The following is a 26694-nucleotide window of genomic DNA, read 5'->3' on the forward strand; positions in this document are numbered from 1 at the left end:
CGCACCCAGGAAACCAGGAAACTTAGCTCTTGGCCTTGGACTTCTTCTCAGGCCACGGGCCAACAGGTTCTTTGCGCGAACCGTCGTCGGTCTTGGAGGTATCGGCGAGGTCACCCACCTTGTGGACCTTCAGCGAGTTCGTCGAACCGGCCTGTCCTGGAGGGGAACCGGCTGCGATGACCACGAGGTCGCCTTCGTCAACGATCTTCATGTCCAGGAGGCTGCGGTCAACCTGCGCGGTCATTTCGTCGGTGTGGCCCACAGTGGGGACCAGTACCGGCTGAATGCCCCAGGTGAGAGCGAGCTGGTTCCAGACGTGCTCCACCGGGGTGAAGGCGAAGACCGGCTTGACCGGGCGCAGGCGCGAGAGACGTCGTGCCGAGTCACCGGACTGCGTGAAGGTACAGATGAACTTGGCGTCCAGCTGGTCCGCGATTTCGACGGCGGCACGGGTGATGGCGCCACCGCGGGTCTTGGGTTTGGTGCCCAGCGGGGGAACGCGCTCGAGTCCATGCACTTCAGTGGACTCGATGATCCGTGCCATGACCTTGACGGTTTCGATCGGGTACTGGCCCACCGAGGTTTCGCCGGACAGCATGACTGCGTCGGCGCCGTCGAGAACTGCGTTGGCACAGTCGGAAGCCTCGGCCCGCGTCGGACGCGGGTTGTCGATCATGGATTCGAGGACCTGGGTGGCCACGATGACCGGCTTGGCCCAACGGCGTGCCAGCTCGATGGCCCGCTTCTGGACGATCGGCACCTCTTCAAGCGGCAGTTCAACGCCGAGGTCGCCACGGGCGACCATGATGGCGTCGAACGCGTCGATGATTTCGTGGAGTTGCTCCACGGCCTGCGGCTTTTCGATCTTGGCGATCACCGGCACACGGCGGCCTTCTTCATCCATGATCTCGTGGACGCGCTTGATGTCGGAGGCATCACGCACGAACGAGAGGGCAATGAGGTCGGCGCCGCGCTTGAGGGCCCAACGGAGGTCGTCCTCGTCCTTTTCGCTCAATGCGGGGACGTTGACGGCAACACCGGGCAGGTTGATGCCCTTGTTATTGGAGACCTTGCCACCAACCGTGACGGTGGTGACAACCTTGACGTCGTCTACCTGGAGGGCTCGCAGAGCCACCTTGCCGTCGTCGATGAGCAGGGCGTCGCCCACGTTGACGTCTTCGGTGAGGCTCTTCAGCGTGGTGGAGCAGATGTCCTTGGTGCCAGGGACGTCTTCGGTAGTGATGGTGAACGTGTCGCCGACGGCCAGGTCGTGGGGGCCGTCAACGAAGCGACCCAGGCGGATCTTCGGTCCCTGAAGGTCGGCCATGATGGCCACAGGCTTGCCGAGCTGGGCGGCAGCCTTGCGGACGTTCTCGTAAGTGTTGTCGTGCACGGAGTAGTCGCCGTGGCTCATGTTCATGCGAGCAACGTCGACGCCGGCCTCCAGCACCGCGAGGGTGTTGTCGAAGCTGGAGATAGCCGGGCCGAAAGTTGCCACAATTTTCGCGCGTCTCATATACCTACCCTAAGTAGTGTCATGCTGATTGAGTTAAAGATTGTTCCTGCCGGCGCTATAAGACCGCTATCGCCCGGTCGGTGGGGGCGACCGGTGCCGGGAGAATGGTGCTTCCCATCAGGAACTTGTCCACTGCGGCCGCGCAGGCACGGCCTTCCGCAATGGCCCACACAATCAGAGACTGGCCACGCCCGGCATCGCCGGCAACAAACACGCCCTCGGTGTTCGTCATGTAGTAGCCGTCGCGGGCAACGTTGCCCCGACCGTCGAATTCTGCACTGACCTGCTCTGTGATGCCCGCCGGCTCGGCACCGGTAAAGCCCAGGCTCAGGAACACAAGGTCAGCTGGAATGACTCGTTCTGTACCGGCCTTGGGCAGGCGTTTGCCGTCCACGAACTCGGTTTCAGCAACTTTGACGCCGGTGAGCTTGCCGTTTTCTCCAACAAACTCAACGGTGGATGCCAGGTAAGTACGCTCGCCGCCTTCTTCGTGGGCGCTGGCGACCTCGAAAAGGGTGGGAAAAGTCGGCCACGGCTGGTGGGCGGCACGTTCGGCGGGCGGCTGCTTGCCGATCGCGAGCGTGGTCACCGAGGCAGCCTGGTGGCGGTGGGCGGTGCCGATGCAGTCAGCACCGGTATCGCCGCCGCCAAGAATGACAACATGCTTGCCGCGGGCATCGATGTGGTTCTCAGGGCTCTCCCCCGCCACCTTGCGGTTGGACGGAACCAGGTAATCCATGGCGTAGTGGACGCCCTCAAGGTCACGGCCCGGGATGGGCAGGTCACGCGGGACCGTAGCCCCGGTGGCGACTACAACGGCGTCGTAACGGCGCCGCAACTGCTCCCAGGTCACGTCCGTACCAACAGCGACGCCGGTCCGGAAGCGCGTGCCTTCGGCCTTCATCTGCTCCAGGCGGCGGTCAACCTGTTCCTTTTCCATCTTGAAGTCGGGGATTCCGTAGCGGAGCAGGCCGCCGATCTTGTCGTCGCGTTCGTACACGGCAACAGTGTGTCCAACGCGCGTCAGCTGCTGCGCAACGGCCAAGCCGGCGGGGCCGGAACCCACGACGGCGACAGTCTTGCCGGTGAGGCGCGTCGGCGGAAGGGGCTGGACCCAGTCGTTGTCGAAGGCCTGGTCGATGATCGAGACCTCAACCTGCTTGATGGTCACGGCAGGCTGGTTGATGCCCAGCACGCAGGACGCTTCGCAGGGTGCAGGGCACAGCCGGCCCGTGAACTCCGGGAAGTTGTTCGTGGCGTGAAGGCGCTCAATCGCTTCTTCGCCCTTGTCCCGCCATACGAGGTCGTTCCACTCGGGAATGAGGTTACCCAGCGGGCAGCCCTGGTGGCAGAACGGAACGCCGCAGTCCATGCAGCGTCCGGCCTGGCTCTTCAGGACGCCCTTTTCCTGGGCTTCGTAAACTTCTTTCCAGTCCATAATGCGGACCGGAACGGGACGGCGTGGCTGCGTCTCGCGCTGCCGGACTTTCAGAAATCCGCGTGGATCAGCCACCGGTTACCTCCAGGATTCGAGACCATACTTCTTCGCCATCGGGGTCAAGGCCCTCTTCGATCGCGTCGAGACGGGTTTGCAGGACTGCGGCGTAGTCACGCGGCAGTACTTTGGTGATGCGGGCGGCGGTGTCGTCGAAGTTTTCGAGCAGACGGCCGGCCAGGACGGATTCGGTTTCCTCCACGTGCTTGGTCAGCAGGCCGTGGACAATGTCGCGATCCTCGGCGTCGAGCTCCAAGAGCTGGAGTTCGCCGGTATCGAGGGCCATCTTGTTGACGCGCTCAGGCTGCAGGTCCAGCACATAGGCGGTACCACCGGACATGCCGGCACCGAAGTTGCGGCCGGTGCGGCCAATGATCAGCGTCTGGCCACCGGTCATGTATTCACAACCGTGATCGCCAATGCCTTCGACGACGGCGGTCGCACCGGAGTTGCGGACGAGGAAGCGTTCGCCAACCTGGCCCCGCAGGAACATTTCGCCGCTGGTGGCGCCATAACCAATGACATTGCCGGCAATGACGTTGCGCTCCGCCTGGAACACGTTGGTGCGGTCCGGCCGAACTATGATGCGTCCACCGGAGAGACCCTTGCCGACGTAGTCGTTGGAGTCGCCGAACATGCGCAGCGTGATGCCGGCAGGCAGGAAGGCGCCAAGGGACTGGCCCGCGGTACCGTTCAACGTGACGTCGATGGTGTCCGTCGCCAGGACATCGGTGCCGAACGTCTTGGTCACCACGTGGCCGAGCATCGTCCCCACGGAACGGTCCGTGTTGATGACGTCCAGGGTGATCTTGACGGGCATACGGTCGCTGAGCGCTTCCTGCGCCATGGTGATCAGCCGCTGGTCAAAGTGCTTGTCCAGCTCGTGGTTCTGGCCGGTCATGTTGCGCAGCGGCACATCGTCGTCGAACTCCAGCCCGTGCAGGATGGGGTCGAGGTCCAGGCCTTCGGCCTTCCAGTGATCGATAGCTTCGCGGGTGTCGAGGACCTCGGCATGGCCGATTGCCTCTTCCAGGCTCCGGAAACCGAGCTCGGCAAGAATTTCGCGGACTTCTTCTGCGAGGAACTCGAAGAAGTTGACCACGAACTCGGGCTTTCCGTTGAACCGGGAGCGGAGTTCCGGGTTCTGCGTGGCAACACCCACAGGGCAGGTGTCCAGGTGGCAGACACGCATCATGATGCAGCCCGAAACCACCAGCGGGGCGGTGGCAAAGCCGTACTCTTCGCCACCCAGCAAGGCAGCAATGACGACGTCACGGCCGGTCTTGAGCTGGCCATCAACCTGGACCACCACACGGTCACGAAGACCGTTGAGCATGAGGGTCTGCTGGGTCTCGGCAAGGCCGAGCTCCCAGGGCACGCCCGCGTGCTTCAGCGAGTTCAGCGGCGAGGCGCCGGTACCGCCGTCGTGACCTGATACAAGCACGACGTCGGCCTTCGCCTTGGTGACGCCGGACGCCACCGTGCCGATCCCGACTTCCGAAACCAGCTTCACGTGTACACGAGCTGAAGGGTTGGCACGCTTGGCATCATAGATGAGCTGCGCGAGGTCTTCGATCGAGTAGATGTCGTGGTGCGGGGGCGGGGAAATGAGCCCTACGCCGGGGGTGGAGTGACGCGTCCGGGCTACCCAGGGGTAAACCTTCTGGGCCATCAACTGGCCACCTTCGCCGGGCTTGGCGCCCTGTGCCATCTTGATCTGGATGTCGTCGGCGTTGGTCAGGTACAGGCTGGTGACACCGAAGCGGCCGGAAGCGATCTGCTTGATGGCAGAACGGCGTTCCGGATCCAGCAGGCGGTCAACGTCCTCGCCACCTTCACCGGTGTTGGACTTGGCGCCCAGACGGTTCATGGCAATAGCGAGAGTCTCGTGCGCTTCCTTGGAGATGGAGCCGTAGCTCATGGCACCCGTGGAGAAACGCTTGACGATGCTGGAAACCGGCTCCACTTCCTCGAGCGGAACGGCCGGGCGGACGCCATCCTTGAACTTGAGGAGGCCACGGAGGGTCATCAGGTTCTCGGACTGATCGTCAATGCCCTTGGTGTAGGACTTGAAAATGTCGTAGCGGCGTTCGCGGGTGGCGTGCTGCAGCCGGAACACCGTCTCCGGGTTGAAGAGGTGCGGTTCGCCGTCGCGGCGCCACTGGTACTCGCCGCCGCCGAGGAGCGGCTGGTGCGGGTGCTCGATGCCACCTTCCGGGTACGCCATCTGGTGGCGCGCCGAAACTTCGGCAGCAATGACGTCCAAGCCAACGCCACCCAACTGGGAGTGCGTGCCGGAGAAGAATTCGTCCACGAGTTCCTGGGACAGGCCCAGTGCCTCGAAAGTTTGTGCGCCCGTGTATGAAGCCACAGTGGAGATGCCCATTTTGGACATAATCTTCAGGACACCCTTGCCAAGGCCCTTGATGAGGTTGTAAACGCCGTCTTCCGGAGTTACGCCCACCACATCGCCGTTGGAGATCAGCTGTTCCACCGATTCCATGGCCAGGTACGGGTTGACGGCAGATGCACCGTAACCGATGAGGACTGCCACGTGGTGCGTCTCGCGGACGTCGCCGGCCTCCACCACAAGCGCGGTCTTGGTGCGGTTGGCGCTGCGGAGCAGGTGGTGGTGGACTGCGCTGACCAGAAGGAGCGAAGGGATCGGAGCCCACTGCGCGTTCGAGTCACGGTCGGACAGCACAACGTACTGCACGCCACGGTTGATTGCACCGGAGACCTGCTCGCAGATCTCGGTCAGGCGTGCACGGAGTGCCGCTTCTCCACCCTCGGGGCGGTAAAGGCCGCGGACCTTCATGGCGATGCGGTCGCCGTCGGGGCTTTCGATGTTCGCGATCTTGGCGAGTTGATCGTTGTTGATCACGGGGAACGGCAGCGAGATCTGCGGCTGGCGGACCTGCTTGCCATCCAAAAGGTTGCCGTTGGGGCCGATGGCGCACTTCAGGGAGGTGACCAACTCTTCGCGGATGGCATCCAGCGGCGGGTTGGTGACCTGGGCGAAGGACTGCACGAAGTAGTCGAACAACAGTCGCGGACGCTTGGAAAGCACAGCAACAGGCGTGTCAGAACCCATGGCTCCCAAGGGCTCTGCACCGGTGCGGGACATCGGGCCGAGCAGGATCTTCAGTTCTTCAGTGGTGTAACCGAAGGTGCGCTGACGGATGTTCACGGAGGCAGCCGTGTGGACCACGTGCTCGCGCTCGGGAAGCTCGTTGATGTCGATCAGGTTGTCCTTGAGCCACTCGGCCCAAGGATTGGCAGCAGCGACCTCCGCCTTGACCTCGACGTCATCGATGATGCGGCCGGCTTCAGTGTCCACCAGGAACATCTTGCCTGGGGCAACACGGCCCTTCTTGACCACGTTGGAAGGCTCCACCTCGATCACGCCAACTTCGGAGGCGAAGATGATCAGGCCGTCTTCGGTAATCCAGTAGCGTCCCGGGCGCAGGCCATTGCGGTCCAGCGTTGCGCCGACGAGGTTGCCGTCAGTGAAGGAGACAGCGGCAGGACCATCCCACGGCTCCATGAGCAGGGAGTGGTACTCGTAGAACGCACGGCGGGCGGGATCCATGGTGGCGTGGTTCTCCCACGCTTCCGGGATCATCATCATGATGGAGTGCGTGATGGGGCGGCCGGACAGCCAGAGGAGCTCCGCTACCTCGTCGAAGGAAGCCGAGTCCGAGGCTCCCGGGGTGCAGATCGGGTACAGCTCTTCGGGAACCGAGCCCAAAAGGGGGCTGGCCAGCTGCGACTGGCGGGCACGCATCCAGTTGCGGTTGCCCTTGACGGTGTTGATCTCACCGTTGTGCGCGATGGTACGAAAAGGCTGCGCCAATGGCCATGACGGGAACGTGTTGGTGGAGAAGCGCGAGTGGACGATTGCCAGCTTCGTCTTGAAGCGCTTGTCCGAAAGGTCCGGGTAGAACGGTTCCAGCTGGGCGGTGGTCAGCATGCCCTTGTACACAATGGTGCGCGAGGACAGCGACGGGAAGTACACGCCGAACTTGTTCTGGGCACGCTTGCGGATACGCCAGGCGCGGGAATCCAGCTCATTGTGCTCAAGCTGCTCACCGGTGGCTGAGGCAAAGAAAGGCTGCGAGAAGTACGGCATACAGGCCCGCGCCATAGCCCCTACGAGGTCGGCGACAACGGGAACCTCACGCCAGCCAAGGACCGTCAGGCCCTCGTCAGCTGCTAGTGCTTCAATGCCGGCTTTCGCGGTCTCTGCTTCGCGGGACTCAGCGGGAAGGAAGGCGGTGCCAACCACATACTGGCCAGGGGCAGGCAGTTCGAATTCGGTGACGGCCCGGAAGAACTCGTCCGGAACCTGCATGAGCAGGCCCGCACCGTCGCCGGTACCTTCATCGGCGCCCACGGCGCCGCGGTGTTCGAGATTGCGGAGGGCAGTCAGTGCCGCTTCCACGATGTCGTATCCCGGTTCCCCGCGGAGCGTGGCAATAATAGCCAGGCCGCAGGCGTCCTTCTCCTTATCAGGGTTGTAAAGACCCTGGGCCTCCGGGAGCGCAGCAAAGCGCTTGAACGGAGACATGGCACCCTGAGGTTCGATATTTTCGGACCAACCGGGGTTATGAAGATGGGTCATGGGAGACGTCCTTCCTCGAGATCGTGCGTATGGAAGGGACAACGTTGGCCCCACCTTGCCTGCCCTGTGACGGGCACAACAAAGCGCTAGTAATTGGAATTGTAGGCCAGCCGATCCAGCGCAACGAACAGTTACGCAGATCTCTGGCCCCGGCTTGACCAGTGAACATCGGTATGCTGCGATCCGGTTTCCGGGGTGCCACGACGCTGTGGACTGGGCCCTACGAGCGGTGACTCTGTTGCCCCTTTACCGAACGCGACTACTTGGTGTCGTCTGCTTTCGGCGTGGATCCGGGGGCCTTCCTTGCGGCAGTGGCAGCAGATGTGGAACCCGTGCTGGACTTACTGTCCTTACCCGCATCCCCTGCTGATTCCTGCGGCTCGTCAACGTGGCCCGGATCGCTTTGGTTATCTGGGAGATTACCACGCGAACCAGTATCTGAGACAGATGCGTCCACATCATGACTGGTGACGCTCGTCACCGCAACGGGGTCGCTTTCCGTCTTCTTTTCCGGCTCCCGGCCCGGCAAATAGGGAGTGTCGGGCACCGGGCGACCCCGCCTGCCAAGGATGAAGAAGATCGCCAGCGCGGCAATAAAGACGAAGATGCTGGTCCACACATTGAGCCTGGTAGTGATACCAAAGAGGCTGATCTGTTCTGCATCGTCAATACGCAACGCTTCAATCCACACGCGGCCGAGGGTGTAGTACACGGCGTACAGCCAGAAGAGCCGGCCCCAGCGGAAGTTGAACTTCTTGTCCAGCAGCAGCAGGATGGCCACACCCGCGAGGTTCCACAGCATCTCGTACAGGAACGTCGGGTGGAAAAGGGTGCCTGCCGCCATGTCGGCCGGGAAGTTCGCGTTGGCCGGATCAATTTCGAGACCCCACGGCAGTGTGGTTGGGGCACCGAAAAGTTCCTGGTTGAACCAGTTACCCAATCTGCCGATGGCTTGGGCCAACAGGAGTCCGGGAGCAGCTGCGTCGAGGAACGCGGTCAACTTGACGCCGGCTCGCCGGCAGCCGATCCACGCACCGACGGCACCGAGGATCACGGCACCCCAAATACCTAAACCACCACGCTGAATTTGCGGAATCAGGGAGAGGTCCCCTGTGCCGTCAAAACCTGGACCAAAGTACGCATCCGGTGAAGAAAACACATGGTAGAGGCGGCCGCCGATGATTCCGAACGGAATCGCCCAGATGGCGATGTCCCAAAGGCTGCCTTCAGGCGTCCCGCGACGCTTCCAACGGGCAGAGGTCAGCCACAATCCAACGATGATGCCCGCCAGGATGCAAAGGGCGTAAGCGTGGATGCGCAACGTCCCCCACGGCAGCGGAATGTCGAAACCGGACCACGATGGGCTCGGGATACTCAAGGGGACCATTGCCGCAGCGTGGAGGACGGTCTGCATTCGCTTCGCTGTTTCCTTTTCCTAGGCTTCTGCAGCTGCGCGGCCCAGGCCGGCGCTGAGGTTCTTGGTGAGTTGTCCGACGGCGTCTACGCCGCCATCGCGGAGGGCCGCCACCAAAGCGGTGCCGACGATCACGCCGTCCGCATAGGCAGCGATCTCGCGGACGTGGTCCGGGTTGGAAACGCCCAAACCGACGCAGACCCGCTCGGCACCGGCCGCATGGGCGCGGGCCACGACGTCTTCGGCACTGCTACTGACGGAGGTGCGCGTTCCGGTGACACCCATGATCGAGACTGCGTAGACGAATCCACGGCTTGCCTTGACCGTCATGTCCAGTCGCTCCGGGGTGGACGAGGGTGCCACAAGGAACACCCGGTCCAAGCCGTACCTGTCTGAGGCTTCGAACCACTCATGAGCCTCGTCAGGGACCAGGTCCGGGGTGATGAGCCCTGCTCCCCCGGCTTCGGCCAGCCGCCGGGCGAACTCGTCGACGCCCATGCGCATGACCGGGTTCCAGTACGTCATGACCAGAACTGCCGCATCCGTAGCAGCAGTAATGCCCGCAACGACGTCAAAAACGTTCGCGACGCGGAATCCTTTGGAAATCGCTTCGGTTGTGGCGGCCTGGATGACCGGGCCGTCCATCACGGGGTCGGAGTACGGGATCCCGATTTCGATGAGGTCAGCGCCGTTGCGGGCAAGGGCAATGCCGGCCTCAATGCTCTCCTGGACCGTGGGGTAGCCCGCGGGCAGGTAGCCCACCAAGGCGGCGCGTCCTTCTGCTTTGGCGCGGTCAATGGCGGCGGCGGATTTGCTGGCGAATTCTTCAGTCATCAGTTCTGGTCCTCGTTGACATCCACGGCTGCTTCTGACGTGCGCTCAGCCGGTCCCTTTGGCTTTCGAGTGGACAGCGTAGTGCCCTTGACGTGCCCTTCCTCGTCCAACATGTTGAACCAGGCAGCGGCAGTCTCCACGTCCTTGTCGCCACGTCCGGACAGGTTCACGATCACCGTGACGTCCGAGGGAGTCGCCTTGTCCTCGGTGAGCCGCTTGCCGATCTTGATGGCACCGGCCAAGGCGTGCGAGGACTCAATGGCGGGGATGATGCCTTCGGTTCGGCAGAGGAGGCTGAACGCGTCCATGGCCTCCGTGTCAGTAACGGCCTCGTAGGTTACACGCCCAATGTCGGCCAGGTACGAGTGCTCCGGACCGACGCTCGGGTAGTCCAGGCCGGCCGAAATGGAGTGGGATTCGATGGTCTGGCCGTCTTCGTCCTGCATGAGGTATGAGCGGGCACCGTGGAGTACGCCGGGACGGCCCAGGGAGATGGCTGCAGCGTGGCGGCCGGTCTCTACACCTTCGCCGCCGGCTTCGAAGCCGAAGATCTTCACGGACGAGTCATCAAGGAAAGCGTGGAACAAACCGATCGCGTTCGAGCCACCACCGATACATGCAGCGATGGCATCGGGGAGCTGGCCCGTTTGCTCCAGGATCTGGCTGCGCGCTTCTTCACCGATAACCTCGTGGAAGTAGCGGACCATGGCGGGGAACGGGTGCGCACCGGCCGCAGTACCCAGAAGGTAATGGGTGTGCTCCACGTTGGAGACCCAATCCCGGAGGGCATCGTTGATGGCGTCCTTGAGGGTCTGGGAACCATTGGTCACCGGAACCACCGTGGCGCCGAGCAACTGCATGCGGGCCACGTTCAAAGCCTGCCGACGGCAATCCTCAGCACCCATGTACACCACGCACTCGAGGCCCAGCAGTGCTGCGGCCGTCGCGCTTGCCACGCCGTGCTGACCCGCACCCGTCTCCGCAATAACGCGGGTCTTGCCCATCCGCTTCGCGAGGAGTGCCTGGCCCAGGACGTTGTTGATCTTGTGGGAACCAGTGTGGTTCAGGTCCTCGCGCTTGAGGAAAATACGTGCTCCCCCGGCGTGCTCCGAGAAGCGCTTGGCTTCGGTCAGCAGGGAAGGCCTGCCGGAGTAGTTCTTGTTGAGGTCCTTCAGCTGCGCGATGAAATCGGGGTCAGCTTTGGCTTTCTCAAAAGTGTCCTGGACTTCGTCAAGTGCGGCGATGAGCGACTCGGGCATCCAGCGTCCGCCATAGCTGCCAAAGTAGGGCCCCGATGCGTTCCGCAGCGAAGGGCCACCTTGGAGGAATGCGTCCGCCGCATTCTCTTCTGAGCCGGCTGTTGGCGCGTCGACCATCAGTCTCACCGTCCTGTTCCAGTTAGTTCATTGGGTAGTTCCACGTGCCACAAGGCAGCCGCAGGCTTCTGCCCGGGCTGCCTTGCAATTATTCGCCGTGATTCAGTTACTGCCTCAGTTCCTGACGGCGATGGCGGCAGCTCCAGCTGCCTTGAATTCAGTGATGCGTTCGCGCGGCGTGGAGTCGCTGACCAGCGCTTCCCCCACCAGAATGGCGTTGGCACCACCCGCGGCATAACTCGAGACGTCCTCAGGACCCCTGACACCGGATTCCGCCACGATGACGGACTCAGCCGGAATGAGACCGGCCAACGATCCGAAAACGGAACGATCGACGTCGAGCGTTTTGAGGTTGCGGACATTGATGCCAATGATCCTGGCCTGCGCCGCAACTGCGCGCTCGATTTCATCCTCAGTGTGGGTTTCCACCAACACGTTCATCCCGAGCTCATGGCTCAGCGCACTGAAGTCGGCAAGCTCCGAGTCGGACAATGCCGCGACGATGAGGAGGATGAGGTCGGCGCCATGGGCACGGGCTTCCCAGATCTGGTACTCGTCAACGGTGAAGTCCTTGCGCAACAACGGCGTTTCGACGGCGGCGCGCACCGCGTCGAGGTCTGCCAGCGAGCCGCCGAACCGGCGCTGTTCAGTGAGGACGCTGATGACCGAAGCTCCACCGTCGGCGTACTGCACCGCGAGCGACGCGGGATCAACGATGGATGCGAGATCACCCTTGGAGGGGCTGCGGCGCTTGATTTCAGCGATGACTTTGAGGTCGTTGCGGATGGATGACGTGCCGCCAAGGGCCGCCCACGCATCACGAGCGGGAGCAGCGTTTGCGGCACGCTCCTTCAACTCCGCAAGGGACACAAGGCCGCGACGGACCTCCATGTCCTCCTTGACTCCAACAATGATGTCATCAAGAACGGTCACGATTAGTGGCCGTTGTTCTGCAGCTTGCTGCCGCCAACTCCGTAGCCCGCCTTGCGCATGACAAAGCCCACGATCAGGCCGATAACCATGACAACCAGTCCGCCGACGAAGATCGGGGTGCTGGCGATGACGAACGCGATGGAGGAAATCAGGGCACCGACCAGCATCACAAGTACGCACGTCCAGGCAGCCGGGCTGTTTCCGTGGCCGATGGCGTCAGCGTGGCTGGCCATGGTGGATTCCGCTTGGTTGTTGGACGCTGTGGTTTTGCTCATGTGAAATCTCCTCAGGATGAATACTGCTTACATTCTGCCATTTATTGACGACGGCCGAGACATCGCCGGACCTCATGCCAGCCGGGTACCGGCTTTGTTGCGCCGGACCCGCCCCAAAGTCCTACGCGAGTGCTTAGGTTGGGTCTTCACCGCGCGAGAGGCTGTCCCAACTGTCGATCTCGTCCACCGGTTCGTTGCCGCTCTTCTTGCCCCTCGCCCCGGCGTCGTACTTGGTTCGCGAGGTCCAGTGGCGCCCGGCCGGCGGCAGGACAATCGCGCAGATCGCCAGAAGGGAACCAGCAGCGATGGCAAGGACCGGGAACACAGTGACAACTGCGTCGGCCTGCCCGCCTGAGACTCCCGTGGCTGCAGCGATGGATCCTTGTGCGGCTCCAAGGGGATCCAGTGTCACCGTGACAGCCGCGAGGATGATCCCCGCGGCAGACAAAGCGATGAGGACCGCGATGATCCAGCGGGCAATCTTTCCGGCAATGGACGCAGCCAAGCCACCCGCCAAAGCGACGACGGCCAGTGCCGTGACGGCCGTGGCCGCCTTGCTTCCTTGGACATGGAGGTCGCTGTTGGATGCACCGGTGGGATCCAGGCGGACTTCGATCCAGGTCTGCGTCGTGGCTCCGAAAACTGCCAACGCAAGGACCGTGGTGGTAAGGACCAGCGTTGATTTTCGCGCCCAGCGCGGCGACTGCCTGACGGAAGGCGCTGATGATGCCGTGCTCACGAGGCGGGCGTCCCGTCGTCGGATACGTCCGCATTACGCACGGTGTCCGCGGCAATGTTCTGCAGCGACCCTGCGGTGTGGACTGCCCTTAGCGGCGCCGCGGCCTTGTTCACCGTCTCCAACGCTTCGGAAGGCTTGTGGGAATCAGCCACAATTCCGCCACCGGCCTGCACGTAGGCGCGGCCCTCACGGAGAAGTGCGGACCGAATCGCAATGGCCATGTCCATGTCGCCGGCAAAGTCCAGGTAGCCAACCACTCCACCGTAGATGCCCCGCCGGTGCGGTTCGAGCTCGTCGAGCAGCCGCAGCGCGCGGGGCTTCGGCGCTCCTGACAGTGTGCCGGCCGGGAAGGTCGCTTTGAGGACGTCGTAGGCCTTGGCATGGGGGGCGAGCTCGCCAACCACAGTAGACACGAGGTGCATGATGTGGCTGAACCGCTCCACTTCCATGAACTGCGTGACGTCCACCGTTCCGGCCACACATACCTTGGAGAGGTCATTGCGCGAAAGATCAACCAGCATCAGGTGCTCGGCGCGCTCTTTCTGATCGGCCAGCAGTTCCGTTGCCAGGGCCTTATCGACCTCAACCGTCTTTCCGCGGGGGCGTGAACCCGCGATGGGGTGGGTGATGACTTCCTCACCGGTCACCGTCACGAGCGCTTCGGGTGATGAACCAACGATTGAGTACTCCCGGCCGTCCGCGTCCTGCAGGCTGAAGAGGTACATGTACGGGCTGGGGTTGGTATTGCGCAGGACCCGGTAGACATCCAACGGGTCGGCGGCGCACTCCATCTCGAAGCGCCGGGAGATCACCACCTGGAAAACCTCGCCGTCAACAATGGCTTCCTTGCCGCGGTCAATGGCCTCCAAATACTTGGCCTCGTCCCAGCGTTCCTGCACGCTGGAGGCGAAGTCCAGCGCTGCACTTTCCAGCACGGAAACCGGCTGGGCGACAGGTGTGCTGATCTGGTCCAGCAGTCCCTTCACCCGGGCTACGGCGTCGTGCCAGGCGTCATCCACACGCTCGGAACTGTCATCAAAGTTGATGGCGTTGGCGATCAGGAGGACGGTGCCGTCCACATTGTCGTGCACCGCCATGTCGGTGACCAGGTTCAGTGCCATCTCCGGCAACTGGAGGTCATCCTCGGGCGGGGATGTGAGGCGCTCCCAGTGACGCACGGCTTCCCAGCCAAGGAAGCCAACCAGGCCGGAGGTGAATGGCGGCAGGCCATCAAAGCGATCGGTCTGCAGCGCAGCAATGGTGTCGCGCACAGCTTCGACGGGGTTGCCTGAAACCGGCACGCCAACGGGCGGCTCACCAATCCAGTAGGCTTCCCCGTCTTTGGTGGTCAGCGTTGCACGCGACTTGGAACCAATGAAGGAATAGCGGGACCAGGCGCCGCCAACCGCAGCGGACTCCAGCAGGAAGGTACCCGGCTGCCCCTTGGCCAGCTTCCGGTAAAGGCCGATGGGGGTCTCGGCGTCGGCCAAAACCTTGAGTCGGACAGGGATGACACGGCTGTGGACGGCGAGTTCGCGGAACTCTTCCAGGCCCGGGCTGATGATTCCAAGGTCCTGCATGGCTATGTTCTCCGCCTTATTGTCTGAGGTGGTGCGTCAGTGGAAAGTGGTGGGTGCCTTATTCGCGGTGGCCCGTAACGACTGTGAAGTCGCGACCATCGAAGCAGGTCCGGGTTCCGGTGTGGCAGGCTGCGCCGATCTGGTCCACACGGATCAGGAGGGCATCGCCGTCGCAGTCAAGGGCGACAGACTTCACGAACTGTACGTGTCCGGAGGTATCGCCCTTGCGCCAGTATTCCTGGCGGGAACGGGAGTAGAACGTGACCCTGCCGGACGTCATGGTGCGGTGGAGTGCTTCGTCATCCATCCAGCCCAGCATGAGGACCTCGTTGGTGTCGTGCTGCTGAACGATTGCTGCGACGAGGCCGGAAGCATCCCGTTTAAGGACGCTGGCGATCTCCTGCGGCAAGGGGCTCGCGGGGTCGCTGGAAAGCTCCGCGGCAGGAGTTGGGCTGGGGGCGGACTGCTCTGACATCAGATCAAGTCTAGTGCCTTCGGCGGGAGCCGGATTCTGCGGCGGTTCCACCGCGCAAGAGTGCTCCGATCGTGCTAGTTTCACAAGTGATGCATTTCGTCGATCCTTCCCGAGAAGTTCTGGCCGAAACCCTGCTGGCGGCCGGGCCTGACTCCCCCACGCTCTGTGAAGGGTGGTTGACCCGGGATCTTGCCGCGCACTTGTACCTGCGCGAACGGAAGATTGCGGTGGGCTTGGGCCTGCTGATCCCCAGCCTGGGCAAGGCATCCGAAAAAGCCACCTCCAAACTTGCAGCCAAGCTGAAGAGCTCAGAGGCCTACGCCGACCTCATCAAGACCTTCCGTGCAGGCCCTCCGGCCCTTTCACCGTTGAAGATCAAGGCACTGGATGAGACGTCCAACCTCATTGAGTACTTCGTGCACACTGAGGATATTCGCCGCGCCGGCGACCGCTGGGCGCCCCGGGCCCTCGACCAGGCCTATTCGGACGCCCTCTGGGACGAACTGATCAAACGCGCCGCATTCCTATACCGCGGTGTAGACCTCGGCATCGTGCTTGTGCGGCCCACCGGCCCCCGGCACGTAGCCAAGCGGGCCCCCGTCTCCGTAGCAATCGTTGGCGAGCCCGGCGAACTGCTCATGCACGCGCACGGCCGCACCAGCCAGGCCCTCGTTACCTTCGAAGGCCAGCCGGACGCCGTCGCCCTCTTGCAGTCCGCTGACATCGGCCTCTAAACCAACAATGGAGGGTCACCTGCACGGTGACCCTCCCTTGCGGTTAAGCCTAAAAGCTAGCGGACTTCGAAACCAGCGTCGCGAATCGCAGTCTTGACCTGGGCAATCATGTCGTCCGGGCCGAAGTGGAACACGGATGCCGCCAGTACGGCGTCAGCGCCTGCCTCCACGGCCGGCGGGAAGTGCGCAGGCACTCCTGCCCCACCCGAAGCGATGATCGGAATGTTCACCGCGGCACGAACCAGGCGAATCAATTCGAGATCGAATCCGTCCTTCGTGCCGTCCGCGTCGATAGAGTTGAGCAGGATTTCTCCCACACCCCGATCGGCTGCTTCCTTGGCCCAGGCAATGGCGTCGATTCCGGTACCTGTGCGGCCACCGTGGGTGGTCACTTCGAAACCGGACGACGTCGGCTGGTCACCCTCGCGCGTACGGCGCGCATCCACGGAGAGCACCAGCACCTGCGAGCCGAAGTGGCGGGTGATTTCGTCAATGACGTCGGGCCGGGCAACGGCAGCGGTATTGATGGACGCCTTGTCCGCACCAAAGCGCAGGAGCTTGTCCACCTCGGCAACACCACGGACGCCTCCACCCACGGTCAGGGGAATGAACACTTCCTCTGCGGTGCGGCGAACGACGTCAAACGTGGTTTCGCGGTTTCCGGACGACGCAGTGACGTCCAGGAACGTCAGTTCGTCGGCCCCGGCATTGTCGTATCGGTGGGCGAGTTCCACCGGGTCACCGGCGTCGCGGAGTCCTTCAAAGTTGACGCCCTTGACGACGCGGCCGGCGTCGACATCCAGGCAGGGTATGACGCGTACGGCTACAGCCATGTGCTGCTCCTAGTTTCTGCTGGGCTCTGCTGTTTCAATGAGCAGCTCAGATACGGCAGGCGTGGATGCTGCTGACCAGGATGGCGCGTGCGCCGAGGTCGTAAAGCTCGTCCATGATGCGGTTGGTTTCCTTTTTGGGAACCATGGACCGGACGGCAACCCACTCGGAATCGCGAAGCGGCGAAACGGTGGGCGACTCCAAGCCCGGCGTCAGTGCTGCCGCGTCTTCCACCAGATCCTTGCGGATGTCGTAATCCATCAGCACGTACTGACGTGCCACAAGAACGCCCTGCAGGCGACGAATGAGGATCTCGATTTCCTTGGCCGTCCCGTTGGCGGCGCCACCGGAGCCGGAGCGGCGGATCAGCACCGCCTCTGACTTCAGGATGGGATCGCCAAAGATCTCCATACCGGCAGCCTTGAGGGTATTACCTGTTTCAACGACGTCGGCAATGGCGTCCGCGACGCCGAGCCGCACAGATGATTCCACGGCACCGTCCAAGCGGACCACCTTGGCGTTCACGCCGCGCTCGGCGAGGTAGTCGCGCAGGAGACCGTCGTAGCTGGTGGCCAGGCGCTTGCCTTCAAGCTGCTCGACGCCGGTGAAGTCACCTACGGGACCGGCAAACCGGAACGTGGACGGGGCGAAGCCCAGGGGAAGCAGTTCTTCGGCTTCCACCTTGGCGTCAAGCAAGAGGTCGCGGCCAGTGATGCCGACGTCCAGGGTTCCCTGGCCTACGTAGACGGCGATGTCGCGGGGACGCAGGAAGAAGAACTCAATGTCATTGTCAGGATCAACCATGACCAGTTCGCGGGTGTCGCGGCGCTGGCGGTAACCGGCCTCGGACAACATTGCCGAGGCCGCTTCGGACAGGGATCCCTTGTTGGGGACTGCTACACGGAGCATTAGGAGACTTTCTTTTTGGAATGGAGGTTTTCAGGCACCTTGGCCACGCAGGGGGGCTCCGCAAAAGGCAGGCGGAGTGGCGTGGCTAGAGATGCTTGTAAACGTCCTCCAGGCTGAGGCCCTTGGCGAGCATGAGGACCTGCAGGTGGTAGAGCAACTGGGAGATTTCCTCAGCAGCGGCTTCGTCCGATTCGTACTCCGCGGCCATCCAGACTTCGGCGGCCTCTTCGACCACCTTCTTGCCGATGCCGTGGATTCCGGAGTCCAGTTCGGCAACCGTGCGCGAGCCTGCCGGGCGGGTCGCTGCTTTCTCACTCAGTTCTGCGAACAGCGTCTCGAAATTCTTCACGCCCTCCAGACTACTTGCTCGGGGGCGGCCACCGCTTGTTGGGGCGTTGCATGACGAAGGGGATGTGAGTGAAGACACACCCACATCCCCCTCGGCAACCAGTGCTTCTAGCTGAACTGCTTCAGGGTCACAGCCGTGGCCAAGGCAGCGGTCACTGCTTCATGGCCCTTGTCCTCCTTGGAACCGGGAAGGCCTGCACGGTCGATGCCCTGTTGCTCGGTGTCACAGGTGAGGACGCCGAACCCGACCGGTACGCCGGTGCGGACACTGACGTCGGTGAGTCCCGACGTCGCGGCCTGGCAGACGTAGTCGAAGTGCGGCGTTCCGCCGCGGATAACCACGCCAAGTGCTACGACGGCGTCAAAGTGCGGCGCGAGCCTGGCCGCAGCAACAGGAAGCTCAAAGCTGCCCGGAACCCGCAGCAGCGTGGGTTCCGCGATGCCGGCTTCCTTGGCTGCGCGCAGGGCGCCGTCAACCAACCCGTCCATGATCTGCGTGTGCCAGCTTGCCGCCACAATGGCGAGCTTTAGCTGCGAGGTTTCCCCGGGGTTGAGGGTGGTGAGGTCAATAGTGGGTGCGCCGTGGCCGCTCATGTTTGCTGTGAATCCGATCAGTCTTGGTTGTTGTCAAAGGGGTTGGGTGCCGGTGTCTTGCCATTGCTGACCGGCTCAACATCGAGCGTCAGCCTGTGGTCCATCCGGTCCTTCTTGGTCTGCAGGTAGCGCAGGTTCTGTTCACGCGACGGCACTTCGGTGGGCACCATCTCCACAACAGTTACCCCGGCCTTGTCCAGGCGGTGCTGCTTGTCCGGGTTGTTGCTCAGCAACCGGACTTCGTGGAGGCCCATCTCGGCCAGGATCTGACCTGCCGCAGCGTATGAGCGCGCGTCAACCGGCAAACCCAGCTGCTCATTGGCTTCAACAGTATCGAAACCGGCTTCCTGGAGCGCGTAAGCCTTGATCTTATTGGCCAGCCCGATGCCACGGCCCTCCTGGCCGCGCAGGTAGAGCAGGGTGCCGCCCTCTGCGTGGATGAGTTCCAGTGCGAAGGCCAGCTGTTCTCCGCAGTCGCAGCGGTAGGAACCGAACACGTCGCCGGTAAGGCACTCGGAATGCAGCCGTACCAAGGGTGCACGGCCGCCCGCGGGCGGGTTGGGGGAACTCACGGCAATGTGCTCGTGGCCGGTCTCAAGGTCCGTCCACGCCTGTGCCACGAAGTCACCAAAAGCCGTAGGCAGCTGCACAATCGGCCCGCCCGTCACAGGGTGCGGCGCGGGGCCGGTATGGTCGCTGTTGCGTGTGGTCGATGCGGTCATCGCTTCTCCTCGTCCTGTGAAACATGTGCCGCCTGGGACTCTACCGCTTCAACATATGACACCAGGTCCTCTATGGAGATGAGGGGGCATCCATGGTCAGCGGCGAAGTCACGCAGGCTGTCCAGCCGCATCATTTCACCGTCGTCATGTACCAACTCTGCGATCACGCCCACCGGAGCCAGCCCGGCAAGACGACACAGGTCCACGGCAGCTTCCGTGTGGCCTGGACGTTCACGCACTCCCCCTTTAACTGCCCGCAACGGGAAAATATGCCCGGGGCGGGTGATGGAAGCCGGAGTGCTGCTTGAATCCGCCAGAATCCGGGCCGTCAAGGCCCGGTCTGTGGCGGAGATTCCGGTGCTGACTCCGATCGCGGCGTCACAGGAAACAGTATAGGCAGTACCCTTAGCATCTTGGTTGATTTGCACCATGGGCGGCAACATGAGGGTGTCTGCACGCTCTTCATCCAAGGGGACACAGATGACGCCGGACGAATACCTGATAGTCCAGCCCATGAGGGCAGGCGTGGCGTGCTTAGCAGCGAAGATGATATCGCCTTCATTCTCGCGGTCTTCGTTGTCCACCACGATCACGGCCTTGCCCGCGGCCATCGCCGCGATGGCTGACTCAACAGGATCGAGCCCGGTGCGGCCAGGGCCGGCGGGAGTTGTCTTGGCGGGGGCGCTCATCGTGCGCCTCCCTGGACGGGCGCGAAGGACAGCAGGCGTTCGGTGTACTTGGCCAGCACGTCAACCTCAAGGTTCACACGGCTTCCCACCGTTTTGGCGCCCAGGCCTGTTTCTTCCAAGGTGGTGGGGATCAGTCCCACTTCAAACCACGGTGCCGCTTCGGCAGCAGGACTGACCGCTGTCACGGTCAGGGAGACACCGTCGACGGCGATCGACCCTTTTTCGGCGATATACCGTGCCAGCGGGGCCGGCACGCCGAACCGCAGCCGGTCCCAGTTTCCCAGCGGCTCGCGTTCCAGCAGTTCACCGACACCATCCACATGGCCCTGGACAACATGGCCGTCCAACCGCCCGCCGGCCGGAACGCAGCGTTCCAAGTTCACGGCGTCTCCCTCTGAAAGCTCGCCGATGGTGGTCCGGACCAAGGTCTCGCCCATGACGTCCACGCTGAACTCCTGGCCGTCAATTGCGGTTGCGGTAAGGCACACCCCGTTGACGGCAATGGATCCGCCCAATCCCAGGTCGCTGGCTGTGGTGGGCGCTTTCAGCCGCAGTGTGGCGCTGGTGTCGCCGTCGTGCTCAATCCCCAGCACGGTGCCTTGCTCAGCAACGATTCCCGTAAACATCAGTGTCCTCCTGTGACATATTCCGCAGCTTCACTGTGTGAAGCCAAATTCTTCTGCGGAATCGAATTCTTGATACTGCTGGCTGCCCCCCGTGGGGACCGCAGGTGGAGCCGAAGGTCGTTGCCGAGGATGCGCACAGCGCCGCCACCGGCTTCGTCCCAAGACCAGTGCTGGGCGTCTGCCAGCGTGGTGATACCGAGGTCGTGCAGAGCCGGAGTTCCGGATCCCAGCAACGTCGGGGCCAGATAGACGATCAGTTCGTCCACGAGGTCTGCGGCGAGGAACGTGCTCAGAATTGACGAGCCGCCTTCCACCATGAGGTGGCGGACCCCCTGTTCGAACAGCATGCCCAGGGCTTCTGCCGGATCCCGTGTGGGCAGGTGGACGAAACGCCCATCAGTTCCGCGGACTGCGGCATCTTCGGGGACTTCCCGCAGGCCCATGACGGCGCGTATGGGCTGGTGGGGCGACAGTTCGCCCTCCGGGGTTCGAGCCGTCAGCCGCGGGTTGTCGACCAGCACGGTTCCGGTGCCTACCAGGATCGCGTCGATAAGTCCCCGCAGTCCGTGGTTGTCAGCGAGCGACTCCGGGCAGGAAATCCACTGGCTGGTGCCGTCCACCGCCGCGATGCGGCTGTCCAGGGTCTGGGCGATATGCAAGGTGACGAAAGGACGCTTGGCCGCAACGGCGTCGAACCAGTCACGGTTCAGGTCCAGCGCCTTCCGGCTCTCCAGCCCGGACCTGACCTCAACACCGGCGGCAGTGAGGGTCCGCGCACCGCCCGCGGCGGGATCATGGGGATCGTCGACGGCGTAAATCACCTTAGCGATTCCTGCGGCAATGATCGCTTGGGCGCAGGGTCCGGTTCGACCCACATGGTTGCAGGGCTCCAGGGTGACAACCATGGTGGTTCCCACAGTGTCCACACCCCTCTTGCGGGCTTCGGAAATCGCGTCGGCTTCAGCATGGGCCGTTCCGGCTCCTCGGTGATAACCACTTGCCAGTTGCTCGCCCTCGGGACTGAGGATCACCGCCCCCACCAACGGATTGGCTCCCCGGGGACCGGCAAGGGCCGCCGCCAATGCGGCCTCCATGGCCGCACTCTCTGCAGCGGTGTAAGGCGAATTGGCGAAGCTCACTGGACAGCTCCCGCGGATACGGCAACGGCTGCAGGGATGGTATCGCGGCCGGCACGTTCACGCTTTTCGGCCTGCCACCATACGAAAAACCCGGTGAGGGTGAAGAAGCCGTAGAACAGGTACATGACCGCGCTGGCGTAGTAGCCGGCGCTGAACAGCAGTGGCACGCCCACGATGTCAACGGCCACCCAGATCAGCCAAAACTCGGTCCATCCACGGGCCATACCGTATGTTGCCAACAAGGAGCCCATGAAGGTCCAAGCATCGGCCCAAACGGGCGGGTAGGAGCCAAGGGCATCGAACAAGGGCGTCAATGCTGCCGTGCCGGCCACCATCGCACCGATCAGGGCGATGCGGACCTTATTGCTGGCCCAACCGGGGACGATGGCGCGCCCTTGGGTGCTTGATTGCCGGCCCTGCTGCCACCGGTACCAGCCATAGATGGCGACGGCGATGAACATGATTTGGCGTGCAGCCTGTCCCCACAACGTGGCTGGCGCTGCTGCGCCGAAGACGTTGCCCAGGAAGACCGTGAGCAGGAGGAGGTTACCGACGATGCCGATTGGCCAAGCCCAGACTTTGCGGCGCATACCGCCGAGGGCGCTGAGGAGCCCAAAGATGTTACCAAGCACTTCGCGTAAGACAAGAGCAGATCCTCCAACGGGGATCTGTGCTTCGAAGAGCCATCGCAGAAAGTCCATGCCGTTCCTTCCCAGTAAGCCGCGATGACTCCGGGGGTGTACGACAGCGCAATGCCGGGCGTTCGCAAAAGAACGCCCAAGGCATGACTGTACGTGCTTCTCCCATCCAGACTTTAACTGTCGGTACCGGAATTTCACCAGTTCAACCGTCTGCCACCGAGTGCCCAATCTCTTGGGTATCCAATGGCTCGCGGGTCGCGGACTATAACCGCCGGTTCGGACTTACACCGACCCCGGAGCACGTATGTGTGTTGTTATTCTGCCACAACTACCAAGATGTCCGGGCTATTCCCGGGCCATCTTCGTAACATGTGGTGACGGTCGTCAGGCTTTCGTCGCGGAAGCCGCCTGGCCCGCCGCGCGGAGCCGGTCGATGGCTTCTGCAGGGTCCTGATGCCCATAGACTGCCGAGCCCGCAACGAACACGTTGGCCCCTGCCTCAGCAGCCCGCACAATGGTTTCCTCAGTGATGCCGCCATCCACCTGGATGGCAACGCCGATGCCCGAGCCTTCGATTGCCGCGCGGGCACGACGGATCTTGGGCAAGGTGATGTCCAGGAATGACTGCCCCCCGAATCCGGGCTCCACCGTCATGATCAGCAGCATGTCCAGCTCGCTAAGCATGTCCAGGTAGGGCTCAACGGGCGTGGCCGGGCGCAGGGCCATACCTGCCTTGGACCCGCGGGCACGTAACTCGCGGGCAAGCTTGACGGGCGCCATGGCTGCCTCGGCATGGAACGTCACCGAAGCGACACCGGCATCCGCGTAAGCGGGTGCCCAGCGGTCGGCGTCGGAAATCATCAGATGCGCGTCCAGCGGAACCGGACTGACGGCTTGAATTCTCTGCACCACCGGCAACCCGAGCGTCAGGTTGGGTACAAAGTGGTTGTCCATGACGTCCACGTGGACGGCATCCGCATTGCTGATCCGTTGGAGTTCCGCCTCAAGGTTGACGAAATCCGCTGAAAGGATGCTCGGGTTGATACAGCACTGAGACAAGGCAGCCCCTTCGGGTCGGTGATAGTCCGCAGAGGGGCAAAGAACCGACCCCTGCGGCTAGGTTTTGGAGACTACGGCTTTTTACGGATGATCGCCATGAACATGGCATCCGTCTGGTGAACGTGCGGCCACAACTGGGCAGTGAGCTCGTGACCGGCGCCGAGGCTACCGGTGAGGCTGACATCGTCCAACGCTTGTCCGGCGTCGAGGAGTTCAAGGTCCCCACGCCTGGCCAGCACGTCAGTAACAACAGCTGTGGTTTCAGCCGGATGTGGCGAACACGTCACGTACGCCACCACGCCGCCGGGCTTGACGGCATCAAGCGCGGACTTCAGCAAATCACGCTGCAGCGGCCCCAAATCGCCGATGTCCTTGGGCGAGCGGCGCCACCGCGATTCGGGTCGTCGTCGCAAGGCTCCAAGACCGCTGCATGGTACGTCCACGAGGACACGGTCAAAAGTCTCGGGCTGCTCTGCACCCACTTCACGACCATCGCCGGTCCGCACTGCCCAGGCCTCGTTGGGAACAGCCGAGAGTGCTTGCTGAACAAGTTTGGCCCGGTGCGGTGCAGGTTCGTTGGCCAGGAGGGTTGCGCCGTCACGGTACGCCAGGGCAGCCAAAAGAGCCGCCTTACCCCCGGGGCCGGCGCACAAGTCCAGCCATCGCTCACCCCGTTCAGGCGACTCCCCCAGCTCGACTCCGGCCAACGCACGCGCCACAAGCTGTGATCCGACGTCCTGGACACGCGTGGTTCCGCGCCGGACCGATTCGAAACGGCCGAGGTCACCGCCAGCGGACAGAGCCGAATCTTCCACCAACTCACCGGCGGTCGCTCCATTATCGAAAGCCTCGTCGAGATTGCCCAGTCCGGGCAAGGCCACCAAGTTGACCACCGGGGCCGCGTTATCTGCCTCCAGCAGGGCATCAATCTCGGTTTTGGGGCGACCATGGTTCACCAAAGATTGGCGTAGTGCCCGAACAATCCATTCAGGGTGCGCATGGCGCAAGGCAGCGATTTTGGTTTCGTCGGATTCGTCATCCAGCAGGATCTCCAACCACTCGGCCATGCTGTGGGCAGTGACCTTGCGAAGTACCGCATTAATAAGGGCCGACGGGCCGGCACCGATGACCGCGCGTGCCAAGCCGACAGTCTGGTCCAGCGCGGCATGGGCGGGAACGCGCATGGAGAGCAGCTGGTGCGCGCCGATCCGCAGGGCATCCAGGATTGCAGGATCCAGTTGCTCCAACGGGCGGTCCACGCAACGGGCAAGAATGGCATCGTAGGTACCCTGGCCACGCAAAGCGCCGTAGCTCAACTCAGTGGCGAAGCCGGCATCCCGACGGTCCAGCCGGTGTTCCCGGATGCGCGCCGGAAGCACAAGGTTTGCGTAGGCATCCTCGGAAGCAACCGCGCGGAGCACTTCAAAAGCAACCAGTCTGGCTGGATCTGCGCGGCGCGTACGCTGCGACGGGGCGTTGTTCGTGAAGCCCCTCTGCGGTCCCCTGTTTCGCTCCCGGCCCTGGGCGTCGCGCTTGCTCTCGCCACGGGCTCCACGGTTGCCCCGCGAGTCTCGGTTTCCCGCCCCGCCGCCGTCCCGGCTCCCGCTGTTGTTGGGGCCTCGGCGGCCGGACTCGCTCATTCGAATACCACTCTCTCGGGTGTCGCCAAGCCGCGGGCCCAATCGGCCGACGACATCATTTTCTTACCAGCCGGTTGGATCCGGCCAAGCTCCACTGCATGGGAACCTGTACCCACCAGAACCGACTTGCCCTCCACCCGAATGCTTCCCGGAGGAAGGTCCTTGATTTCGGGACGGAGAGCTACTGGTTCAAGTTTGACCCGTTGGCCTTCCAAGGTTGTCCATGCGCCGGGTTCAGGAGTAACTCCGCGGGCACGGCGGTTCAAGGCAAGGGCCGGCTGCTGCCAGTCCAGGCGTCCGTCATCGAGCGTCAGTTTGGGCGCGAGGGAGATCTCCCCGTTTTGAGGCTGTGGAGCAGCCTGACCCGCATCAATGGCGGAAAGGGTCTGGCTCAGCAGAACCGCGCCGCTTATGGACAGTCGCTCGAGGAGATCGCCCGCGGTATCTTCGGGACGAACTGTCTCGGTCAACGTCCCGAATACGGGCCCAGTATCGAGGCCTTCTTCGAGCTGGAAGGTGGCCGCCCCGGTGACGTCGTCGCCCGCGATGATGGAACGCTGTACGGGGGCCGCGCCGCGCCAAGCCGGAAGTAGGGAGAAGTGCAGATTGACCCAGCCGTGTGGGGGGACACCCAAAGCAGCTTTGGGAACGATGCCGCCGTAAGCAACGATGGCGGCGACGTCGGGAGCGAACTCCGCGATTCTGGCCGTCGTGTCGGCGTCAACCTTTGCCGCGCGAATGACTTGGATACCGAGTTCCATCGCCCGGGCAGCCACAGGCGAAGGAGTCAGGACACGTTTGCGGCCCACGGGCGCGTCCGGCCGGGTGAGAACCGCCACGACGTCGAAGCCGGCCTTGATCAGCGCGTCAAGGGACGGCACAGCCACAGACGGCGTTCCGGCGAAGAGTACCCTCACTCGGGCGCCCCGAAGCTTCCGCCGCCAAAACTGGACCCGACGGAATTGGCGCGCTTGGACGTGGTTTGCTCGGTAATCGCGTGGTAGTTGGCATTCCGGATGGCGCGGAGGGCGGCCTTACGGTCGTCGCCTTCCAGCCTGTCTGTGTACAAGACACCATCAAGGTGATCTGTCTCGTGTTGGAAGCAGCGGGCGAGCATACCTTCAGCCTCTACCGAGACCGGATTGCCATTCAGGTCCACGCCGGTTGCCCGGGTAGCCCGGAAGCGACGCACAGGGAAGCCCAGGCCGGGAATGGAAAGGCAACCCTCTACCTCGTCCGGCTGGAAGTCCTCACTGTTTTCCAAGACCGGATTGATGATGTGGCCTTCCACTCCCCCGATGCGATAGGTAAACACGCGCTGGCTGACGCCCACCTGCGGCGCGGCGAGACCTGCGCCCTCAACGTCCTCCATGGTTTCCGTCATGTCAGCTACCAGCTTGGCGAGCTCCGGACCGAAATCGGTGACGGGGTCAGCTACGGTGCGCAGCACCGGGTCCCCGATGATTCGGATACTCAAAATTGCCATCTGCTGTCAGTCCTC

General features: G+C 63.0%; 25 protein-coding genes and 1 riboswitch. Of the genes, 1 reads left to right on the plus strand and 24 read right to left on the minus strand.

Translation table 11 applies throughout. The annotated features are described in order from the left end of the window. Positions 1 to 22: 22 nt before the first annotated feature. The 11 genes from pyk to hisI all read right to left on the minus strand — a co-directional run bounded on the left by pyk (position 23) and on the right by hisI (position 15261). The gene (pyk, locus tag AC0J5Z_RS14490; protein ID WP_475033425.1) at positions 23 to 1516 is read right to left on the minus strand and encodes a pyruvate kinase; all 1494 of its coding nucleotides are present in this window, start codon (positions 1514 to 1516) and stop codon (positions 23 to 25) included. Positions 1517 to 1571: 55 nt separating this feature from the next. Beyond that, positions 1572 to 3029, minus strand: coding sequence for a glutamate synthase subunit beta (locus AC0J5Z_RS14495; protein ID WP_475033427.1), 1458 nt, complete (start codon positions 3027 to 3029; stop codon positions 1572 to 1574). Then, positions 3022 to 7635, minus strand: coding sequence for a glutamate synthase large subunit (gltB, locus tag AC0J5Z_RS14500; RefSeq protein WP_475033430.1), 4614 nt, complete (start codon positions 7633 to 7635; stop codon positions 3022 to 3024). The genes AC0J5Z_RS14495 and gltB overlap by 8 nt, the downstream gene beginning before the upstream one ends. A gap of 259 nt (positions 7636 to 7894) precedes the next feature. Continuing rightward, a complete protein-coding gene (lgt, locus tag AC0J5Z_RS14505) occupies positions 7895 to 9049 on the minus strand; it encodes a prolipoprotein diacylglyceryl transferase (protein ID WP_475033434.1) in 1155 nt (384 codons plus the stop codon). Positions 9050 to 9070: 21 nt separating this feature from the next. Then, on the minus strand, positions 9071 to 9883 hold the full coding sequence (gene trpA / locus AC0J5Z_RS14510; RefSeq protein ID WP_475033436.1) for a tryptophan synthase subunit alpha: 813 nt from the start codon (positions 9881 to 9883) through the stop codon (positions 9071 to 9073). Next, positions 9883 to 11259 carry a tryptophan synthase subunit beta gene (trpB, locus tag AC0J5Z_RS14515; RefSeq protein WP_475033438.1) on the minus strand — a complete coding sequence of 459 codons (1377 nt, stop codon included), beginning with the start codon at positions 11257 to 11259 and terminating at the stop codon, positions 9883 to 9885. The genes trpA and trpB overlap by 1 nt, the downstream gene beginning before the upstream one ends. 114 nt (positions 11260 to 11373) lie before the next feature. After that, positions 11374 to 12192 carry an indole-3-glycerol phosphate synthase TrpC gene (gene trpC, locus AC0J5Z_RS14520; protein WP_475033440.1) on the minus strand — a complete coding sequence of 273 codons (819 nt, stop codon included), beginning with the start codon at positions 12190 to 12192 and terminating at the stop codon, positions 11374 to 11376. A gap of 2 nt (positions 12193 to 12194) precedes the next feature. Then, positions 12195 to 12467: an HGxxPAAW family protein gene (locus AC0J5Z_RS14525; protein WP_475033444.1), complete on the minus strand. Its 273-nt coding sequence runs from the start codon at positions 12465 to 12467 to the stop codon at positions 12195 to 12197. Positions 12468 to 12600: 133 nt separating this feature from the next. Continuing rightward, the gene (locus AC0J5Z_RS14530; protein ID WP_475033447.1) at positions 12601 to 13206 is read right to left on the minus strand and encodes a Trp biosynthesis-associated membrane protein; all 606 of its coding nucleotides are present in this window, start codon (positions 13204 to 13206) and stop codon (positions 12601 to 12603) included. Next, positions 13203 to 14786 carry an anthranilate synthase component I gene (locus tag AC0J5Z_RS14535; protein ID WP_475033449.1) on the minus strand — a complete coding sequence of 528 codons (1584 nt, stop codon included), beginning with the start codon at positions 14784 to 14786 and terminating at the stop codon, positions 13203 to 13205. Before AC0J5Z_RS14535 ends, AC0J5Z_RS14530 begins: the two co-directional genes overlap by 4 nt. A 58-nt stretch (positions 14787 to 14844) precedes the next feature. Further along, positions 14845 to 15261 (minus strand): phosphoribosyl-AMP cyclohydrolase, encoded by a 417-nt coding sequence (gene hisI / locus AC0J5Z_RS14540; protein WP_475033451.1) that lies wholly within the window; start codon positions 15259 to 15261, stop codon positions 14845 to 14847. 89 nt (positions 15262 to 15350) lie between these two features. Here hisI and AC0J5Z_RS14545 point away from each other — a divergent pair, with 89 nt between their 5' ends. Beyond that, entirely contained in the window at positions 15351 to 15995 is a 645-nt protein-coding gene (locus tag AC0J5Z_RS14545; RefSeq protein ID WP_475039711.1) for a TIGR03085 family metal-binding protein, read from the plus strand. Positions 15996 to 16051: 56 nt separating this feature from the next. On the opposite strand, the gene hisF is transcribed toward AC0J5Z_RS14545, so the two are convergent. The 13 genes from hisF to def form a co-directional block, all read right to left on the minus strand. After that, positions 16052 to 16828, minus strand: coding sequence for an imidazole glycerol phosphate synthase subunit HisF (gene hisF, locus AC0J5Z_RS14550; protein WP_475033453.1), 777 nt, complete (start codon positions 16826 to 16828; stop codon positions 16052 to 16054). Between the two features lie 46 nt (positions 16829 to 16874). Next, positions 16875 to 17735: an ATP phosphoribosyltransferase gene (gene hisG, locus AC0J5Z_RS14555; protein ID WP_017197405.1), complete on the minus strand. Its 861-nt coding sequence runs from the start codon at positions 17733 to 17735 to the stop codon at positions 16875 to 16877. 85 nt (positions 17736 to 17820) lie between these two features. Beyond that, positions 17821 to 18084: a phosphoribosyl-ATP diphosphatase gene (locus AC0J5Z_RS14560; RefSeq protein ID WP_018778638.1), complete on the minus strand. Its 264-nt coding sequence runs from the start codon at positions 18082 to 18084 to the stop codon at positions 17821 to 17823. A 107-nt stretch (positions 18085 to 18191) separates the two neighbouring features. Beyond that, positions 18192 to 18677, minus strand: coding sequence for a 6,7-dimethyl-8-ribityllumazine synthase (ribH, locus tag AC0J5Z_RS14565; protein ID WP_475033455.1), 486 nt, complete (start codon positions 18675 to 18677; stop codon positions 18192 to 18194). 17 nt (positions 18678 to 18694) lie between these two features. After that, on the minus strand, positions 18695 to 19399 hold the full coding sequence (ribA, locus tag AC0J5Z_RS14570) for a GTP cyclohydrolase II (RefSeq protein WP_475033457.1): 705 nt from the start codon (positions 19397 to 19399) through the stop codon (positions 18695 to 18697). Next, complete coding sequence (gene ribB, locus AC0J5Z_RS14575) at positions 19396 to 20088, minus strand: 3,4-dihydroxy-2-butanone-4-phosphate synthase (RefSeq protein WP_475033460.1); 693 nt, start codon at positions 20086 to 20088, stop codon at positions 19396 to 19398. Before ribB ends, ribA begins: the two co-directional genes overlap by 4 nt. Further along, positions 20085 to 20714, minus strand: coding sequence for a riboflavin synthase (locus AC0J5Z_RS14580; protein ID WP_475033462.1), 630 nt, complete (start codon positions 20712 to 20714; stop codon positions 20085 to 20087). Before AC0J5Z_RS14580 ends, ribB begins: the two co-directional genes overlap by 4 nt. Next, a complete protein-coding gene (ribD, locus tag AC0J5Z_RS14585; RefSeq protein ID WP_475039716.1) occupies positions 20714 to 21808 on the minus strand; it encodes a bifunctional diaminohydroxyphosphoribosylaminopyrimidine deaminase/5-amino-6-(5-phosphoribosylamino)uracil reductase RibD in 1095 nt (364 codons plus the stop codon). Before ribD ends, AC0J5Z_RS14580 begins: the two co-directional genes overlap by 1 nt. Before the next feature lie 41 nt (positions 21809 to 21849). Then, the gene (pnuC, locus tag AC0J5Z_RS14590) at positions 21850 to 22554 is read right to left on the minus strand and encodes a nicotinamide riboside transporter PnuC (RefSeq protein WP_475033464.1); all 705 of its coding nucleotides are present in this window, start codon (positions 22552 to 22554) and stop codon (positions 21850 to 21852) included. Positions 22555 to 22643: 89 nt separating this feature from the next. After that, a riboswitch (FMN riboswitch) is annotated at positions 22644 to 22800 on the minus strand. Positions 22801 to 22878: 78 nt separating this feature from the next. Next, positions 22879 to 23553 (minus strand): ribulose-phosphate 3-epimerase, encoded by a 675-nt coding sequence (rpe, locus tag AC0J5Z_RS14595; protein ID WP_475033466.1) that lies wholly within the window; start codon positions 23551 to 23553, stop codon positions 22879 to 22881. Positions 23554 to 23624: 71 nt separating this feature from the next. Further along, positions 23625 to 25193 carry an RsmB/NOP family class I SAM-dependent RNA methyltransferase gene (locus AC0J5Z_RS14600; protein ID WP_475033468.1) on the minus strand — a complete coding sequence of 523 codons (1569 nt, stop codon included), beginning with the start codon at positions 25191 to 25193 and terminating at the stop codon, positions 23625 to 23627. Beyond that, complete coding sequence (gene fmt, locus AC0J5Z_RS14605) at positions 25190 to 26110, minus strand: methionyl-tRNA formyltransferase (RefSeq protein WP_475033471.1); 921 nt, start codon at positions 26108 to 26110, stop codon at positions 25190 to 25192. Before fmt ends, AC0J5Z_RS14600 begins: the two co-directional genes overlap by 4 nt. Further along, positions 26107 to 26679 (minus strand): peptide deformylase, encoded by a 573-nt coding sequence (gene def, locus AC0J5Z_RS14610; protein ID WP_178995478.1) that lies wholly within the window; start codon positions 26677 to 26679, stop codon positions 26107 to 26109. Before def ends, fmt begins: the two co-directional genes overlap by 4 nt. Positions 26680 to 26694 lie beyond the last annotated feature (15 nt).

This window comes from Paenarthrobacter sp. TRD_SC_7, from assembly GCF_056156245.1.